Annotated in this window: 16 protein-coding genes; 11 read left to right on the top strand and 5 right to left on the bottom strand. The window is 74.0% G+C overall.

Annotated elements, in window-relative coordinates; genetic code table 11:
- Positions 1 to 633 (bottom strand): TIGR03089 family protein (locus tag EAD96_RS06635; protein WP_121683629.1); only part of this gene is annotated, 633 nt, incomplete at its 3' end.
- A 150-nt stretch (positions 634 to 783) separates the two neighbouring features.
- Here EAD96_RS06635 and EAD96_RS06630 point away from each other — a divergent pair.
- Together EAD96_RS06630 and EAD96_RS06625 are read left to right on the top strand one after the other, a co-directional pair.
- Positions 784 to 1,929 (top strand): glycosyltransferase family 1 protein, encoded by a 1,146-nt coding sequence (locus EAD96_RS06630; RefSeq protein WP_091418585.1) that lies wholly within the window; start codon positions 784 to 786, stop codon positions 1,927 to 1,929.
- 64 nt (positions 1,930 to 1,993) lie between these two features.
- The gene (locus EAD96_RS06625; protein ID WP_121683630.1) at positions 1,994 to 3,085 is read left to right on the top strand and encodes a mannose-1-phosphate guanylyltransferase; all 1,092 of its coding nucleotides are present in this window, start codon (positions 1,994 to 1,996) and stop codon (positions 3,083 to 3,085) included.
- Positions 3,086 to 3,140: 55 nt separating this feature from the next.
- Here EAD96_RS06625 and EAD96_RS06620 read toward each other — a convergent pair whose 3' ends face one another.
- On the bottom strand, positions 3,141 to 3,710 hold the full coding sequence (locus EAD96_RS06620) for an NUDIX hydrolase (protein ID WP_121683628.1): 570 nt from the start codon (positions 3,708 to 3,710) through the stop codon (positions 3,141 to 3,143).
- A 39-nt stretch (positions 3,711 to 3,749) separates the two neighbouring features.
- On the opposite strand from EAD96_RS06620, the gene EAD96_RS06615 reads away from it, so the two are divergent.
- Positions 3,750 to 4,793, top strand: a complete 1,044-nt coding sequence (locus EAD96_RS06615) for a hypothetical protein (RefSeq protein WP_121683627.1) — start codon at positions 3,750 to 3,752, stop codon at positions 4,791 to 4,793.
- A 245-nt stretch (positions 4,794 to 5,038) separates the two neighbouring features.
- A complete protein-coding gene (locus tag EAD96_RS06610; RefSeq protein ID WP_120571556.1) occupies positions 5,039 to 6,028 on the top strand; it encodes a helix-turn-helix transcriptional regulator in 990 nt (329 codons plus the stop codon).
- Positions 6,029 to 6,044: 16 nt separating this feature from the next.
- Here EAD96_RS06610 and EAD96_RS06605 read toward each other — a convergent pair whose 3' ends face one another.
- Positions 6,045 to 7,130: a coenzyme F420-0:L-glutamate ligase gene (locus EAD96_RS06605; protein WP_120571555.1), complete on the bottom strand. Its 1,086-nt coding sequence runs from the start codon at positions 7,128 to 7,130 to the stop codon at positions 6,045 to 6,047.
- Entirely contained in the window at positions 7,127 to 8,074 is a 948-nt protein-coding gene (gene cofD, locus EAD96_RS06600; protein ID WP_120573965.1) for a 2-phospho-L-lactate transferase, read from the bottom strand. Before cofD ends, EAD96_RS06605 begins: the two co-directional genes overlap by 4 nt.
- Before the next feature lie 99 nt (positions 8,075 to 8,173).
- On the opposite strand from cofD, the gene EAD96_RS06595 reads away from it, so the two are divergent.
- The 6 genes from EAD96_RS06595 (at position 8,174) to EAD96_RS06570 (ending at position 14,788) form a co-directional block, all read left to right on the top strand.
- Entirely contained in the window at positions 8,174 to 9,118 is a 945-nt protein-coding gene (locus tag EAD96_RS06595) for a hypothetical protein (protein WP_120571554.1), read from the top strand.
- A 158-nt stretch (positions 9,119 to 9,276) separates the two neighbouring features.
- Positions 9,277 to 11,802: a bifunctional FO biosynthesis protein CofGH gene (locus tag EAD96_RS06590; protein WP_121683626.1), complete on the top strand. Its 2,526-nt coding sequence runs from the start codon at positions 9,277 to 9,279 to the stop codon at positions 11,800 to 11,802.
- 150 nt (positions 11,803 to 11,952) lie between these two features.
- Positions 11,953 to 12,246 carry a hypothetical protein gene (locus EAD96_RS06585; protein WP_071096699.1) on the top strand — a complete coding sequence of 98 codons (294 nt, stop codon included), beginning with the start codon at positions 11,953 to 11,955 and terminating at the stop codon, positions 12,244 to 12,246.
- 72 nt (positions 12,247 to 12,318) lie between these two features.
- Positions 12,319 to 13,716, top strand: a complete 1,398-nt coding sequence (locus tag EAD96_RS06580) for a DUF4331 domain-containing protein (RefSeq protein ID WP_121683625.1) — start codon at positions 12,319 to 12,321, stop codon at positions 13,714 to 13,716.
- 13 nt (positions 13,717 to 13,729) lie between these two features.
- On the top strand, positions 13,730 to 14,068 hold the full coding sequence (locus EAD96_RS06575; protein WP_121683624.1) for a phospholipase: 339 nt from the start codon (positions 13,730 to 13,732) through the stop codon (positions 14,066 to 14,068).
- A 459-nt stretch (positions 14,069 to 14,527) separates the two neighbouring features.
- Positions 14,528 to 14,788: a WhiB family transcriptional regulator gene (locus EAD96_RS06570; protein WP_013284161.1), complete on the top strand. Its 261-nt coding sequence runs from the start codon at positions 14,528 to 14,530 to the stop codon at positions 14,786 to 14,788.
- A 102-nt stretch (positions 14,789 to 14,890) separates the two neighbouring features.
- On the opposite strand, the gene EAD96_RS06565 is transcribed toward EAD96_RS06570, so the two are convergent.
- The gene (locus EAD96_RS06565; protein WP_018787548.1) at positions 14,891 to 15,340 is read right to left on the bottom strand and encodes a metallopeptidase family protein; all 450 of its coding nucleotides are present in this window, start codon (positions 15,338 to 15,340) and stop codon (positions 14,891 to 14,893) included.
- A gap of 153 nt (positions 15,341 to 15,493) precedes the next feature.
- On the opposite strand from EAD96_RS06565, the gene EAD96_RS06560 reads away from it, so the two are divergent.
- The coding region (locus EAD96_RS06560; protein ID WP_147457846.1) for a DUF3499 domain-containing protein at positions 15,494 to 15,731 on the top strand (238 nt) is incomplete at its 3' end.

Raw genomic sequence — 15,731 nt, 5'->3', positions numbered from 1 at the left:
GTCGGGGTGGGCGCACGCGACCACGCTGGCGCCTGCCGTGAGCGGGGTGAGCAGCCAGTCGACCGGGTCGGGGTGGGCGGTCACGTCCACCAGGAGGCGGTCGCCCTGGGTCAGGCCCAGCTCGGTGGCGCGGGCCGCCGCCCGGGCCAGCAGCGCCGCGTCCCCGTCCCCGGCGGCCGGGTCCGGCGTGAAGTGGTCGCCGTGCCCGCGTACCGCCGAGACGAAGTCGGTGCAGCCCGCCGGCACCTGCCGCATCGGCAGCGCGAACGGGTCGAGCGCCAGCGCGTACCGCTCGCCGGCCGGCCACCCGGCCGCCTCGCCGACCCGGTCGACGGCCACGAACAGCGCCTCCACCGGCCCCGGCGTGCCGGCCACCGTCAGCTTCGCCGACCAGCAGCCGAGCAGCACGGCGGCGGTCTGCCAGTGCGGCGGCAGCAGCACCCCGGCCGCGTCGCCGGGCGCGGCGCCCACCTCGTCGGTGAGCAGGTTGGCGGTCTTCGCCACCCAGTTCGCGAGCGTCGCCCCGGACAGTTCGGTGCGCTCGCCGGTGGCGTCGTCGTACCAGGTCAGCAGCGGTCGGGTGGGGTCGGGCGCGAGCGCGTCGGCGAACACCCGGGCAATGTTGTCGGCCATCGGCGCGAACGATACGCGCCCCGCGTGCGTACTCGATGACAACGACAAGTCGGCGTACCGTCGGGTCGCGGTCAGCGCCTTGCGTCCGGCCCGGCGTAGGCTTGCCGAGAGTGTTCTTCCCCACAACTGCGCCACCTGAGGAGTCGCCCCGTGACCGCCGGTCGCCCGCCCCGCGTTCTCATCGACGCCACGAGTGTCCCCGCCGACCGTGGCGGCGTCGGTAGATACGTCGACGGACTGCTCGGCGCGCTGGGCCGGGTCTGCGGCACCGGCGTCGACCTGGCCGTGGTGAGTCTCCGCACCGACCTGGAGCGCTACACCCGGATGCTGCCCGGCGCCGAGGTGATCCCCGCCCCGGCGGCGGTGGCGCACCGGCCGGCGCGGCTGGCCTGGGAGCAGACCGGCCTGCCGCTGCTGGCCCAGCAGGTCGGCGCCGAGGTGCTGCACTCGCCGTTCTACACCTGCCCGCTGCGGGCGGGTTGTCCGGTGACTGTCACCGTGCACGACGCGACGTTCTTCACCGAGCCGGAGCACTACGACAAGTCGCGCCGGACGTTCTTCCGCAGCGCGATCAAGACGTCGCTGCGCCGGGCCGGCCGGGTGATCGTGCCGAGCAAGGCCACCCGCGACGAGCTGATCCGGCTGCTGGACGCCGACCCGACCCGGATCGACGTCGCCTACCACGGCGTCGACCAGGACGCGTTCCACGCGCCGGGCGACGAGGAGAAGGCACGTGTCCGGGCCCGGCTGGGTCTCGGCGACAGCAGCTACATCGCGTTCCTCGGGGCCAAGGAGCCGCGCAAGAACGTACCCAACCTGATCCGCGGCTGGGCCCGGGCGGTGGCCGACCGGCCGAACCCGCCCGCGCTGGTGGTGGCCGGCGGTCAGGGCCACGACGACGACATCGACCGCGCGGTGGCCGAGGTCCCGTCGCACCTGCGGCTGCTGCGCCCGGGTTACCTGCGCTACGCCGACCTGCCCGGCTTCCTCGGCGGCGCGCTGGTGGCGGCATACCCGTCCTACGGCGAGGGTTTCGGCCTGCCGATCCTGGAGGCGATGGCGTGCGCCGCCCCGGTGCTCACCACGCCGCGCCTGTCCCTGCCCGAGGTGGGCGGCGACGCGGTGGCCTACACCAGCGAGGACCCGGACCAGATCGCCACCGACCTCGGCGCCCTGCTGGACGACGAGCAGCGGCGGCTGTCCCTGGCCAAGGCCGGTTTCGACCGGGCCAAGGAGTTCACCTGGGAGTCCAGCGCGGAGGTCCACATCGCGGCGTGGCGACGGGCCCGGTCCTGAGCGCCGGTCGCCGGTGCCGGGCGACCGACCGTGACGGCTCGCCCGCTTCGGGCATGATGTGCTGATGTTCTACGCCGTCATCCCGGCGGGCGGCAGCGGCACGAGGTTGTGGCCGTTGTCCCGTGCCGGCCATCCCAAGTTCCTCCACCCGCTGACCGGCACCCCCGCCTCGCTGTTGCAGGCCACTGTCGACCGGTTGTCGCCGTTGACCACCCCGGAGCGCACGCTCGTGGTCACCGGGGCCGCGCACGCCGCGGCGGTGGCTCGGCAACTGGCCGGCTTGCCGGAGGAGAACATCCTGGTCGAGCCGTCGCCGCGGGACTCCTGCGCGGCGATCGCGCTGGCCGCGGCGGTGATCGCCACCCGGACCCCGGACGCGGTGATGGGCTCGTTCGCCGCCGACCACCTGATCGGCGACCCGGCCCGGCTGGCCGAGGTGGTTCGCCAGGCCATCCGGGGCGCGGAGCAGGGGCTGCTGATGACTGTGGGCATCACCCCGACGCGTCCGGAGACCGGCTACGGCTACCTGGAGACCGGCGACCCGGTGGGTGACGGCCCGCTGCGCCCGGTACGCGAGTTCAAGGAGAAGCCGGCCGCCGAGGTGGCCGAGGTGTACGTCCGCTCCGGCCGGCACCTCTGGAACGCCAGCATGTTCGTCTGGCGGGTGGACGTCTTCCTGTCCGAGCTGGCCCGCCAGCAGCCGGAGCTGCACGCCGGGATCACCGCCATCGCGGCGGCCTGGGGCACCCCGGAGCAGGACGACGTGCTCGGCCGGATCTGGCCGACGCTGCCCCGGATCTCGGTCGACTACGCGGTGATGGAGGGCGCGGCGACGGCCGGCCGGGTGGCCACGGTGCCCGGCGACTTCGGCTGGAACGACGTGGGCGACTTCCACACGCTCGGCGAGGTGCTGCCCGCCGACGGCGCGGGCAACGTGGTGCTGGGCGGGGACGCGAAGCCGGGCGTGCTGCTGCACGACACCACCGGCACCGTGGTGGTGCCGCACTCCGGGCGGCTGGTGGCGACCGTCGGGGTGCACGACCTGATCGTCGTGGACACCCCGGACGCGTTGCTGGTCTGCCCCCGCGACCGTGCGCAGGACGTGAAGAAGATCGTGGACGAGCTGAAGGAACGCGGCGAGGAGGGCCTGGTCTGACCCGCCGGGCCGCCGGAGTGGCGACGCGTCCGGCGGCGCGGCGTGGTACCGCCGCTCAGCCGCCGGCGTGGCGGGCCAGCACCGCGAGCGCCGGCGGCACGAGCTGGGCGGTGGCGTGGGCGAGCGGCTCGGGCAGCCGGTCCGGCGGGAACCAGCCGAGCGCCTCGGACTCCGCGCTGACCCGCTCGACCGCCCCGGCCGGGGCCAGGACGGCGTACCGGACGTCGTAGTGGAACGACCCGCCCTGGCAGGCGACCTGGTGGATGTCCACGTCGATCGGGTCCGGCTCGACGGTCAGGCCGGTGATGCCGGACTCCTCGGTGGCCTCGCGCAGCGCGGCGGCCACCAGGGTCCGGTCGCCGGGCTCGCAGTGCCCGCCGAGCTGCACCCACCTGCGGATCTTGCCGTGCAGGCAGAGCAGCACCCGGCCGTCCGGGTCGAGCACCAGCGCGCTCGCCGTGACGTGCCCGGCCCGGTGCGTCCGGCTCATCGCCACCGGTCCGTCGGCCAGCAGCGCCAGCGTCCGGTCCCGGGCGGCGTCGGCGGCGGGGCTGGTCGCCGTCCAGCGGCTCAGCGTCGCGACGGCATCGGCGTGCAACTCGGTGTACGGGATGAGATCGGGCACCCGGACACTCTACGAGCGGCGCCTCCGTACCCTGGCGCGGTGACCCTGCGACTCGTCGAGTTCCTGGTGGCCGGTAACGAGGCGAGCGACCTCCTGCCGGTGCGGTCGGCCGCGCTGCTGCGGGCGCACGGCGCGCGCCGCGGCTTCTGGACGGTGCTGGACGAGGGGCCGGTCGAGCAGTGCCTGGCGCTGCTGCTGGAACGTGACGACGGCCACTGGGAGGCGCACCACGTGGCCGCCGACGCCGGCCGGGAGAACGGCCGCACCGAGGACGGTGAGGCGCTGGCCCACCACGACGGCTGGGTGTACGTCTTCGGCTCGCACTTCGGGTCCAAGGGCGGCCCGTTGCGGCCCCGGCGCGCGTTCGTGGCCCGGTTCCGGGAGGACGACGCGGTGGCCGGGCCGCTGCCGGTACGCGTGGTGCGCAACCGCTTCCGGCTGCACCGGGCGGTGAACGACGCGCTCGCCGCCGCTCCGTTGACGCTGCTGCCGCCCGGTGACCGGGTCCGGCAGCGCTTCATCGTGGAGACGCTGGCCCGGGGCACCGCCCGCGCGAAGAGCTGGGTGACCCGGCTGGCCGCGGACGACCTGCCGATCAACGTCGAGGCGGCGGCGTTCACCCCGGCCGGTACGGCGCTGCTGGGCCTGCGTTTCCCGGTGACCGCCGAGGGGGAGCCGGTCTACGTGGAGCTGGCCGGTGTACCGGAGATGTTCGACGATCCGGAGCGGCCGGGAGAGCTGCTGGCGCTCGGGGCGTACGCGCTGACCGGGGTGACGCCGCCCGGTGCGCTGGCCGGCTTCCGTGCGATCACCCCGACGGGCGACGGCGGCTACGCGGCGGTGACCGGGTCGATCGACGCGCTGGGCAAGGGCTCGGTGCTGCTGGACGACCACCCGCACGGCGGCGAGGTGACCTCCCGGCACGTGCGGTTCCGGCACGACGCGGGCGGGGGTGCGCTGGTGGCCGGGGAGGTGGTGGCGGAGCTGGCGCCGTTCCATCACGTGGAGGGGCTGGCCGAGCTGGCGGGGCGCTGCTACTACGTCACCGACGAGGACCATCGGGTGGCGCTCTGGATCGGATGAGCGAGGGCCGGGCGGCACCCCTGCGACTGCTGTCGCAGACCCTCGTGGTGCCACCCGGCCACGCCCGTCAGCCGGCGTCCGGGTCGACGTTGCACCCCGGCGTCGGCGGGCAACAGAGAGTTTGCCGAACCGGCCCGTCCAGCGTCGAGGTTTTTCACCTGACGCTTAAAGATGGAGATTAGTACCGGCGGGTACAGTGCGAGGTGTGGCGGGCACCCCCGCCGTCCGCACGGGAGCAGCAACCCATGTTGAAGATCATTTTCTCGGGCGAGGACGTCCTGCGGACCCGGGTCGCACCGGCCGCGGACCCGCTCTGGGAGCTGGTCCTCAGCCTGCACCTGCTCCAGGGGCGCAGCCGGGACCCGATGATGACCACGTGGCGGCGCACCGTGGCGCACGGCCTGCGGACCGACACCGACGCCGAGCAGTACCGACTGCTGCTCGCGCTCAACCCGCCGCGCGGCTACTTCCCGGACTTCCTCACCCCGTCCGCCAGTCGCGAGGGCATCGAGGCCGGGCTGGACGCGGTCCGGGGCACCCCTGTGGACATGCTGCGCCGCGACCTGACGCGGCTGGCCGGGGAAACAGCGCTGCCGTCGTCGGCCGGCGCGCTCGCACGTGGTGAGCCCGCGACGCTGCACCACCTCACCGACGCCATGGCCCGCTACCAGTCGCTGGCGGTCACACCCTACTGGGCCCGGGTGCAGGCGGCGGTCGAGGCGGACCGGGCCCGGCGTGCGCGCGCCATGCTCGACGGCGGCGCCGAAGGGCTGCTGGCCAGCCTGCGGCCGAACATGCGCTGGGTCTCGGGCGTGCTGGAGGTGCTCGACTACCCGGACACCCGCGAACTGCACCTGGACGGCCGGGGGCTGCTGCTCGTGCCGTCGTTCTTCTGCTCGCGTACGCCGGTGGCGCTCGTCGACCCGACGCTGCCCCCGGTGCTGGTCTACCCGGTCGACCGGCTGGCCGGCCTGACGCCGGCGTCCGGCCCCGCCGCGTCACCGCAGGGCGAGGCGCTCGCCGCCCTGCTCGGCCGTACCCGCTCCCGGGTGCTCCAGGCCGCCGACGAGGGCTGCACCACCGGCGAGATGGCCCGCCGGCTGCGCATCTCCGCCGCCGCGGCCAGCCAGCACACCACGGTGCTGCGCAACGCGGGACTGCTGGTCAGCCAGCGTGACCGCAACACCGTCCTGCACACGCTGACCCCGCTGGGCCGGGCCGTCCTCGACGCCTGAGCGTCGCCCGCCGGAGTCAGAGCGCCAGCGTGGCGCTCGCGGCGCTGCCGGGCGGGGGTGGGAGCAACGTCGAGTCGATCCCCTCCGCGGCCAGCGCGGCGCGCAGGCGTTGCAGGTCCGCGCCGAACCGGACCAGGTCCGCCGGGTCGACCGGGGCGGGCGCCGCGCCGAGCAGCAGGCCGGTGGCCGAGGTGGGCCAGCCGGGCACCGTGGCGGCGAGTCCGGCGCGTACCTCGTCGTCGGTGACGTGGGTGAAGACGGTTCCCGGCGCGACGACCTGGGCGACGGCGTCAATCGCCCGTCGCACCGCGGCCGGGTCGGCGGGCTCGGTGCCGGTTCGGTCCGCCAGCGTCGCCGCCGCCCGCAGACCGGCGGCGTGCGCCTCCGCCGTGCCGAGCGAGAACAGGTCCATCGAGGCGTCGCGCACCAGCGTGCGGGCGCCCTCGTCGTCGTCCCGGGTGGCGGCGAGGTAACCCCGCACCACGGCGACCGGCACCTGGTCGCACTTGCCCTTGATCAGCTCACCGGCGGCGGCGAGTTCGTCGACCACCGCCATCTGGGTGACGAACAGTTCGTTGCCGTACGGGTCGACCTCGCCCCGGTGGTCGCGGATCGCCGGCATGCCGGCCACCCCGAGCGCCACGTCGGTGAGCCCGTTGCGCCACGGGCGGCCCATGGTGTCGCTGACGATCACGGCGACGTCGAGGCCGTACCGCTCGCGCAGATCGGCGCGCAGCGCCCGGGCGGACGCGTCCGGGTCGACCGGCAGCAGCACCAGCCGGGTCTTGTCCACGTTCGAGGCGTCGATGCCGGCGGAGGCCATCACGAACCCGTGGTGGGTCTGCACGATCCGGGTCGCGCCCCGGGTCGCCACCACCCGGGCGGTCTCCCCGGCCAGGATGCGGTCCCGCTCGGCGAGCCGTTCCGGGCCGTCGGCCGGCACGTCGACCAGCCGGCCCTCCGCCTTCGACACGATCTTGCTGGTGACCACGAGCACGTCGTGGTCGCGCAGCCAGGGCGCCGCACCGGTGATCAGCGCCGCCAGGTCGTCGCCCTCGGTCACGTCGCCGATGCCCGGCACCGGCAGGATCTCCAGCCTCACATCAACTCCAGCGCGGCGCGCACCATCGCGGCGGTCGCCGCCTCGTCGGTCATCCGCAGCGGCGCCGCGCGGACCGTCACGTCCGGCACCACGGTGCCCTCGTCCTCCGGCGCGACCAGCCAGCCGTCGAGCAGCCCGCCCGCCGTCCGGGCGCCGTAGAGGCCGCCCACGCCGGCCGCGCTGCACTCCACGCCGAGCACGGCGAGGCAGCGGTCGGCCATGCCGCGTACCGGCGCGCCGCCGATGATCGGCGACACCCCGACCACCGGGGCCGGGCCGCCGGTCACCGCGTCGCGCAGACCGGGCACGGCCAGCACCGGGGCGATGCTCACCACCGGGTTGCTCGGCGCGATCAGCACCACGTCCGCGGCCGCGATCGCCTCGACCACGCCGGGCGCGGGCTTCGCCGCGTCGGCGCCCACGAAGACGAACCGGTCGGTGGGTACGTCCGCCCGACGGCGCACCCACCACTCCTGGAAGTGGATCGCCCGCCGGCCCTGCTCGTCGGTGACGACGGCATGGGTCTCCAGGCGGTCGTCGGTGGCGGGCAGCAGCCGTACGCCCGGCTGCCAGCGGGCCGCCAGCGCCTCGGTCACCTGGGACAGCGGGTAGCCGGCGTTGATCATCTGGGTGCGCACCAGGTGGGTGGCGACGTCCTTGTCGCCCAGGCCGAACCAGCTCGGCTCCGCGCCGTACGCGGCCAGCTCGTTCTTCACCGTCCAGGTCTCGCCCGCCCGGCCCCAGCCGCGCTCCGGGTCGGCGCCGCCGCCGAGCGTGTAGAGCACGCTGTCCAGGTCGGGGCAGACCTTCAGCCCGTGCAGCAGCAGATCGTCGCCGACGTTGACCACGGCGGTCACCTCGGCGCCCACCTCGCGGGCGTACGCCCGCACGCCGAGCAGGAAACGGGCGCCCCCGATGCCGCCGGTCAGTACCACGATGCGCATGGCGTCCATCCTTCCGCACGCGCCGCCGTCGATCGTCCGGTGGCCGGAGAGACTACGCTCACTTCGGCAACTGTCCGCTTTCGTCCCCTGGGGGAGTCCGTGACCAGCCCCGCCGAGCCCGCGTCCGGCGACGCCACGCAGGCCAGCCAGTTGATCAAGCCGTTGCGCGAACTGGCCGCGCTCGTCCTTCTCGGCGCCAACGCCGTGCTTCTCTTCGTCGGCCTGGTGCGCCTGCTGCCGGTCGACGACTACAGCACGGCCAGCGGCCGGGCCGGGAGCACGTACTTCACCTTCATCGGCCTGGAGTCGACGGTCCTGCCGCTGCTCGCGGTCCTGATCGCCACCGTGATCCTCCCGGTCGTGCCGAAGGCCAAGCTGATCACGCAGGTGGCGCTGGTCGAGTACGCCGTGTCCGCCGTGTTCGGCGCGCTGACGTTCCTGATCTGGCTGGTCGGCCGGCTGGCCGACGGTGAGGTGCTGGACGCGTTCCTCGGCCTGCTGACCCGCGCTGCCTGGCTGGCGATCTTCGCGGTCGCCGCGTTCGTCGTGTTCAAGATCTGGCGCACGCTCTACTACGTGCCGAAGCCCAAGGCGCAGCCCGGCGTGTACGGCCAGGCCCAGCCCGGCTGGCCGCAGCAGCCGGGTCAGCCCGGTGGCTACCCCGGTCCGGGCGGCTACCCGCAGCAGCCCGGCCAGGGCTACCCGCAGGCCGGCTCGCCGCCGCCCGGCTGGCCGCAGCAGCCCGGCCCGTACGGCCAGCCGCAGTCGGCGCCGCCGTTCAACACCGCGCCGCCGCACGCCCCGCAGTCCGGCCCGCCGTTCGCCGACCCGCAGTCGGCGCCGCAGTCCGGCGTCCCGTTCGCCGGCCCGCAGCAGGCGCCGCAGTACGGCTCGCCGCAGCCCGCGCCGCCGTTCGGCCAGCCGCCGTCGGCCGACCCGACGCAGGCGATCCCGCGCCAGTCCGCCGAGCCGGGCGCGCCGTCGCCCGCCGACGACGAGCGCACCCAGCGGTTCGACCGCGAGGACCCGAACCAGCCCCGCTGAGACCCGCGCGGCGGGCGACGGAGAGCCGTCGCCCGCCGCCATCTCGGCCCGCTGCCGTCGCGGCGGCCACTGTGCGGCGGCTCACCCGGGCCGTCCCGGTGCCCGGACCGCGACCGGGGGCGGGCATCCGGCGCTCCGGCAGCGCTTAGGCTGGGCGGATGGTTGATCGCAGCGACCCCGAACCGACCGAGGCGAGCATCCGGCGGGCGCTGGGGCGGGCCGCCACCGGCCGGGCGCTCGACGCCGGCGAGGCGGGCGCGCTGCTCGCCGCCCGCGGGCCGATGCTCGACGAGCTGCTCCGGATCGCCTCCGACATCCGCGACGCCGGGCTGCGTGACGCCGGGCGGCCGGGCGTGGTGACGTACTCGAAGAAGGTCTTCATCCCGCTGACCCGGCTCTGCCGGGACCGCTGCCACTACTGCACGTTCGCCACCGTGCCGCACCGGCTGCCCGCCGCCTACCTGGAACGCGACGAGGTGCTGGCGATCGCCCGCGAGGGTGCCGCGCAGGGCTGCAAGGAGGCGCTGTTCACGCTCGGCGACCGGCCCGAGGAGCGGTGGCCGGCGGCCCGCCGGTGGCTGGACGAGCGGGGGTACGACTCGACGCTGGACTACCTGCGCGCCTGCGCGGTGGCGGTGCTGGAGGAGACCGGACTGCTGCCGCACCTGAACCCGGGCGTGCTCACCTGGTCGGAGTTGCAGCGGCTCAAGCCGGTCGCGCCGAGCATGGGCATGATGCTGGAGACCACAGCCAGCCGGCTGTGGTCGGAGCCGGGCGGCCCGCACTTCGGCTCGCCGGACAAGGAACCCGCGGTACGCCTGCGGGTGCTCGACGACGCCGGCCGGGTCGGGGTGCCGTTCACCACGGGCATCCTGATCGGCATCGGCGAGAACCGGGCCGAGCGGGTCGACGCGATCTTCGCGATCCGCCGGGCGATGCGGGAGTACGGCCACCTCCAGGAGGTGATCGTGCAGAACTTCCGCGCGAAGCCGGACACCGCGATGCGCGGCATGCCCGACGCGGAGCTGCACGACCTGGCCGCCACGGTGGCGGTGGCCCGGGTGCTGCTCGGCCCGAAGGCCCGCATCCAGGCCCCGCCGAACCTCATCGCGGGCGAGTACGACCTGCTGCTGCGCGCCGGCATCGACGACTGGGGCGGCGTCTCCCCGGTCACGCCCGACCACGTCAACCCGGAGCGGCCCTGGCCGCACCTGGACGAGCTGGCCGCGCGTACCGCGAGTGCCGGGTTCACGCTGCGCGAGCGGCTGACCGTCTACCCGGAGTACGTCCGCGCGGGCGAGCCGTGGCTGGACCCGCGCCTGCTGCCGCACGTCACGGCGCTCGCCGACCCGGCCACCGGGCTCGCGGTCGAGGCGGCCCGCCCGGTGGGACGGCCCTGGCAGGAGCCGGAGGAGGTGTACGGCGGCCGCACCGACCTGCACGTCACCATCGACGTCACCGGCCGCACCGACGACCGGCGGGGCGACTTCGACAGCGTCTACGGCGACTGGGCCGAGGTGGCCGGCAAGGTGGCGCCGGAGGCGCGCGCGGGCGTACCCCTGGGTGGTGGCGCGGACGCCGACCTGCGCGCGGGCCTGCGGCTCGCCGCCGACGACCCGGCGGCGCTGCTGACTCCGGCGCACGAGGCGAAGGCGCTGGCGCTGTTCGGCGCGGACGGACCGGCGCTGGACGAGCTGTGCCGGCTGGCCGACGACGCGCGCCGGGACGCGGTCGGCGACGACGTGACCTACGTGGTCAACCGCAACATCAATTTCACGAACGTCTGCTACGTGGGCTGCCGGTTCTGCGCGTTCGCCCAGCGGGAGAGCGACGCCGACGCGTTCCGGCTGTCGCTTTCGCAGGTGGCCGACCGGGCCGAGGAGGCGTGGACGGCCGGCGCGACCGAGGTCTGCCTCCAGGGCGGCATCGACCCGAAGATGCCTGTGACCGGGTACGCCGACATCGTCCGCGCGATCAAGGCGCGGGTGCCGGACATGCACGTGCACGCGTTCTCCCCGATGGAGATCGTCACCGCCGCGGCGAAGGCCGGCGTGCCGGTGCGGGAGTGGCTGCTCCGGCTGCGCGAGGCCGGGCTGGACACCATCCCGGGCACCGCCGCCGAGATCCTCGACGACGACGTGCGCTGGGTGCTCACCAAGGGCAAGCTGCCGGCCGCCGCCTGGGTCGACGTGGTGAGCACGGCCCACGAGCTGGGCATCCGGTCCAGCTCCACGATGATGTACGGCCACGTGGACCACCCGGGCCAGTGGCTCGCCCACTTCCGGGTGCTGGCCGGCGTGCAGGACCGTACCGGCGGGTTCACCGAGTTCGTGGCGCTGCCGTTCGTGCACACGAACGCGCCGATCTACCTGGCCGGCATCGCCCGCCCGGGCCCGACCTGGCGGGAGAACCGGGCGGTGCACGCGATGGCCCGGCTGCTGCTGCACGGCCGGATCGACAACATCCAGTGCTCCTGGGTGAAGCTCGGCGACGCGGGCACCGTGGAGATGCTGCGCGGCGGCTGCAACGACCTGGGCGGCACGCTGATGGAGGAGACGATCTCCCGGATGGCCGGCTCGGGCAACGGCTCGGCCCGTACCGAGGAGCAGTTGCGGGCGATCGCCACCGCCGCCGGGCGGCCGTTCCGCAAGCGGACGACCGCGTACGGTCACGCCCGCGCCTGAGGTCGAACCTTTCCCGACCGCACGCCGTACCTGTGGATGCCGGCGGCGGTTTCGGCGAGGACCGCCGCCGGTGACCCCGAACCGGGGCCCGGCGGCGTCCGGGCGCCCGGCCCGCTGCGGCGCTGCGGCGCCGGTCCGGAAAGGCTGCCGATGAGCACTGACGAGACCACCGACGCGCCGAAACGGCGGACCTGGCCGCGGTTGACCCGCAGGCAGACGCTCACCGCCGCGGCGAGCGCGACACTGGGCGCCGCCGCCCTCACCGTGCCGGGCCTGTCCGCCGCGCAGAACGCCCCCACGGCGAGCCGGCGCGACGAGCCGATCGTGGTCCACCTCCGCGACGCCGCCACCGGCGTCATGGACGTCTTCGTCGGCACCACCCGGGTCGAGGTACGCGACCGCGGCCTGGCCGACCGCCTGGTGCGCGCCGCCGGCCGGCGCTGACCCGGCCCTCCGCCGGCGCGGGCTCCCGGCGCCGGTTCCGCTTTCCGTTCCCCCGACGAAGGTGCGTCCGCCATGTCCTCTCACCGCGAGGCCCCGGAGATCGCCAAGGATCCGGTCGCCGACAGTTCCGACCTGTACGCGTTCGTCACGCCGAGCCAGCCGGACACGGTCACGTTGATCGCCAACTACGTGCCGGTGCAGCTTCCCTCCGGCGGCCCGAACTTCTTCGAGTTCGGTGACGACGTCCGGTACGAGATTCACATCGACAACGACGGGGACGGTTATCCCGACGTCACCTATCGTTTCGAATTCACTACCGAGATCACGAACCAGAACAGTTTTCTCTACAACACCGGGCCGATCGAGTCGCTGGAGAGCAAGAACTGGAACCGGCGGCAGTTCTACCGGCTGACCCGGATCGCCGACGGCCGCGCCCGTGTGCTGGCGCACAAGCTGCCCTGCCCGCCGTGCAACGTCGGCCCGCTGTCCACGCCGAACTACCAGAACCTGGTCCGGCAGGCGACGTTCAAGCTGTCCACCGGCGAGAAGGTCTTCGCGGGGCAACGGGCCGACGGCTTCTTCGTCGACCTGGGCCCGGTGTTCGACCTGGGCACGCTGCGGCCGTTCCAGCAGCTGCACGTCGCCGGCAAGAAGCTGTTCCGGACCGAGGGGGAGCCGGTGAACGCGCTGGACCGGCTCAACGTGCACAGCCTCGCCGTGCAGGTGCCGCTGAACCAGGTGCGCCGCAAGGCGGCCCGCTACGGCTACGCCGACCGCGCCTCGACGATCGGGGTCTGGACCAGCGCGTCCCGCCAGCAGGTGCGGGTGCTCGGCGACCGGGTCGCCGCCGACACCGCCGCCGGGCCCTTCACCCAGGTGTCGCGGCTCGGTAACCCGTTGTTCAACGAGGTCATCGTGCCGATGTCCAGGAAGGACGTCTGGAACACGCTGCCGCCGTCGGAGGACAAGCGGTTCGCCGGGTTCGTCGAGCGGCCCGAGCTGGCCGCCCTGCTGCCCACGCTCTACCCGGGTGTGTTCCCCAATCTGGACGCGCTCAACAAGTCCAAGAAGCCGCGTGCCGACCTGGTGGCCATCCTGCTCACCGGCGTCCCGGCCGGACTGATCGACGGCTTCGCCAACACCACCGGCGACGTCCAGGCGGACATGCTGCGGCTGAACACCGCGATCCGGCCCAGCCCCAAGCCGGACCGGTTCGGCGTACTCGGCGGCGACCTGGCGGGCTTCCCCAACGGCCGCCGCGTCGCCGACGACGTGGTGACGATCGCGCTGCGCGCCGTCGCCGGGCTGACCGTGCCGCTGGTCGACAAGACGTTCCGGCCGGACGCCGCCGCCGCGGCGGTGACGCCGGGCCTGAGCGCGGCCGACGTGACAGCGCCGTTCCTGGCCGACTTCCCGTTCCTCGGCACGCCGTACGACGGGTTCGGCAACCCGCAGGCGAAGAAGTCCTGACGGGAGGCGGCCGATGTCACACCATCACGATCTCGGCCCGTCGGAGGTCGGCAGCGTCGTGCTCGACCTCGGCGGCGACCGGGGCGCACTGATCATCCACACCGGGCGTGACCTGCACGGCCGGGAGATCGAGATCAGCCGCGTGGACCTCGACGGCCCGCGGACCCACTCCGCCGTACGCGAGCGGCACGTCCGGGACGGGGTGTTCCACAGTGCCGTCTACCCGGATCTGGAGGCCGGCGTTTATACCGTCTGGTGGGACGAGAGTACGTCCGCCGGCGCGATCTCGGTCACCGGCGGGTCGGTCGCCGAATTCGTCTGGCCCACCAGCTCACCAGCCCGCTTGGACTGAGCCGTCAATCGCGCCGTTACCCGCGCCCCGTCCACATGATGGACGGGGCGCGGTCGGCGTTGGACGGCTCGACGGGCGGTACCGCGGGAAGCGGGTTACCCTTTGCCCCACCATTCTGATCTTGGTACGAGCGGCCGGCGGGGGCGTCCGGCCGGCCTGTCGGCGATGCGCCACGGCAGAAAACTTCCGGCAACTCGCCGGGGAGGGCGTTACTCGTCCGGGGTCTGAATCGATAGGGCAGGTTGCGAGGCTACGGGCGACCGCGGCGGTCGTCCCGGACGTGTCGGGAGGGCGACTCCATTATCAAGTTTGGCTTGACGGCGCACGCATTACACGCGTGTAATTTGAATGGGGTTGTTCGCACGGAACGCAACAAATGGTGACCGTACGGACAGGCACGCCTTTCGCGTGGGGGGTTGCAGCGGCGAATGACGCCGGTGCGCGACAAGGAGGCAATCGATGGACGGCCAGCTCGAGGTGGCCGACCTGCTCGGGAACGCGCCGGAGTGGCAGGAGCGAGCGCTCTGCTCGCAGACCGACCCGGAGGCGTTCTTTCCCGAGAAGGGCGGCTCGACCCGCGAGGCGAAGCGCATCTGCTCGCGGTGCGAAGTGAAGACGGAATGCCTGGAGTACGCGCTCGGCCACGACGAGCGGTTCGGAATCTGGGGTGGCCTCTCCGAGCGGGAGCGGCGCAAGCTCAAGCGGCGGGTCGCCGCCTGATCCACGTACGGGTCCACGGGCGGTGGGGGCCGCCCCGGACCCGGGTCGCCGTCCGGCCGGAGGGGTCCGGCCGGGTGGCGGCGTCCCGTCCGGCCGAGCCGGTCAGGCCAGCTCGTCCGGGTCGACCCCGAGCAGATTCGCCACCTGCTCGATGATCACGTCGTGCACCAGGTCGGCGAGGTCCTCGCGGTCCATCGCGCGGAACTCCAGCGGCCGCCGGTAGAGCACGATCCGCGGCGGCACCTCCTGGCGGCCGGGCCGCCCCGGCAGCAGCCGGGCGAGCGGCACCTCGCCGTCCTCCAGCACGTCCGAGTCGTAGACGTTCAGATCCGGCGGGACGTCCTCGACCGCGAACTCCACACCGGCCAGCTCCTTGGCGAACCGGCGTTCGAGCGTCTCCACGGTGTCGAGCACCAGATCGTCGAAGACCTCGGCCTTCGTCCGCGCCAGCGGCACCGTGGCCGGCACCAGCCGCCCGCGCAGCCCGCGACCGTGCCGGTCACGGTGGGTGCGCCGGCCGGAGCCGGGGCGGCGGTTCTGGGGGCTCGTCATGACGCACAGGGTAGCCCGGGCCGGCGGTCCACCCGCCGTCGCGCGGCCGTCCGGCGTGCCGGTGCGCCGGTCGGAGGAATTGTGATCACCATGACGGGCGTGTCGTAACGCGAAGCGGTGCGCCGGACCCGGTAATGGGGATACCCTGCCGCCGTGAGGTCACCACGGCGCTGCTCCCGTAACGGCTGCCCCCGGCAAGCGGTCGCCACATTGACCTATGTCTACAACGAGTCGACGGCGGTGGTGGGCCCGCTCGCGGCGTTCGCCGAACCGCACACGTACGACCTGTGTGAGCCGCACGCCCGCAGCCTGACCGCCCCGCGCGGTTGGGACGTGGTGCGGCACGAGGGCGAGTTCGAGCCGCCGCCGCCCACCACCGACGACCTGGTGG

It is taken from the genome of Micromonospora sp. BL1, from assembly GCF_003667485.1.
In the GTDB taxonomy this organism is placed as follows: Bacteria; Actinomycetota; Actinomycetes; order Mycobacteriales; family Micromonosporaceae; genus Micromonospora; species Micromonospora tulbaghiae.
Note: the sequence above shows the minus strand (reverse complement) of the source record. Positions and strands in the feature narration are given on the sequence as shown.

Excerpts from the sequence above, each read along its gene's own strand:
- EAD96_RS06575 (WP_121683624.1), top strand. The coding sequence starts at position 13,730 with ATGTCACACCATCACGATCTCGGCCCGTCGGAGGTCGGCAGCGTCGTG.
- EAD96_RS06565 (WP_018787548.1), bottom strand. The coding sequence starts at position 15,340 with ATGACGAGCCCCCAGAACCGCCGCCCCGGCTCCGGCCGGCGCACCCAC.
- EAD96_RS06570 (WP_013284161.1), top strand. The coding sequence starts at position 14,528 with ATGGACGGCCAGCTCGAGGTGGCCGACCTGCTCGGGAACGCGCCGGAG.
- EAD96_RS06580 (WP_121683625.1), top strand. The coding sequence starts at position 12,319 with ATGTCCTCTCACCGCGAGGCCCCGGAGATCGCCAAGGATCCGGTCGCC.
- EAD96_RS06610 (WP_120571556.1), top strand. The coding sequence starts at position 5,039 with ATGTTGAAGATCATTTTCTCGGGCGAGGACGTCCTGCGGACCCGGGTC.
- EAD96_RS06590 (WP_121683626.1), top strand. The coding sequence starts at position 9,277 with ATGGTTGATCGCAGCGACCCCGAACCGACCGAGGCGAGCATCCGGCGG.
- EAD96_RS06625 (WP_121683630.1), top strand. The coding sequence starts at position 1,994 with ATGTTCTACGCCGTCATCCCGGCGGGCGGCAGCGGCACGAGGTTGTGG.
- EAD96_RS06585 (WP_071096699.1), top strand. The coding sequence starts at position 11,953 with ATGAGCACTGACGAGACCACCGACGCGCCGAAACGGCGGACCTGGCCG.
- cofD (WP_120573965.1), bottom strand. The coding sequence starts at position 8,074 with ATGCGCATCGTGGTACTGACCGGCGGCATCGGGGGCGCCCGTTTCCTG.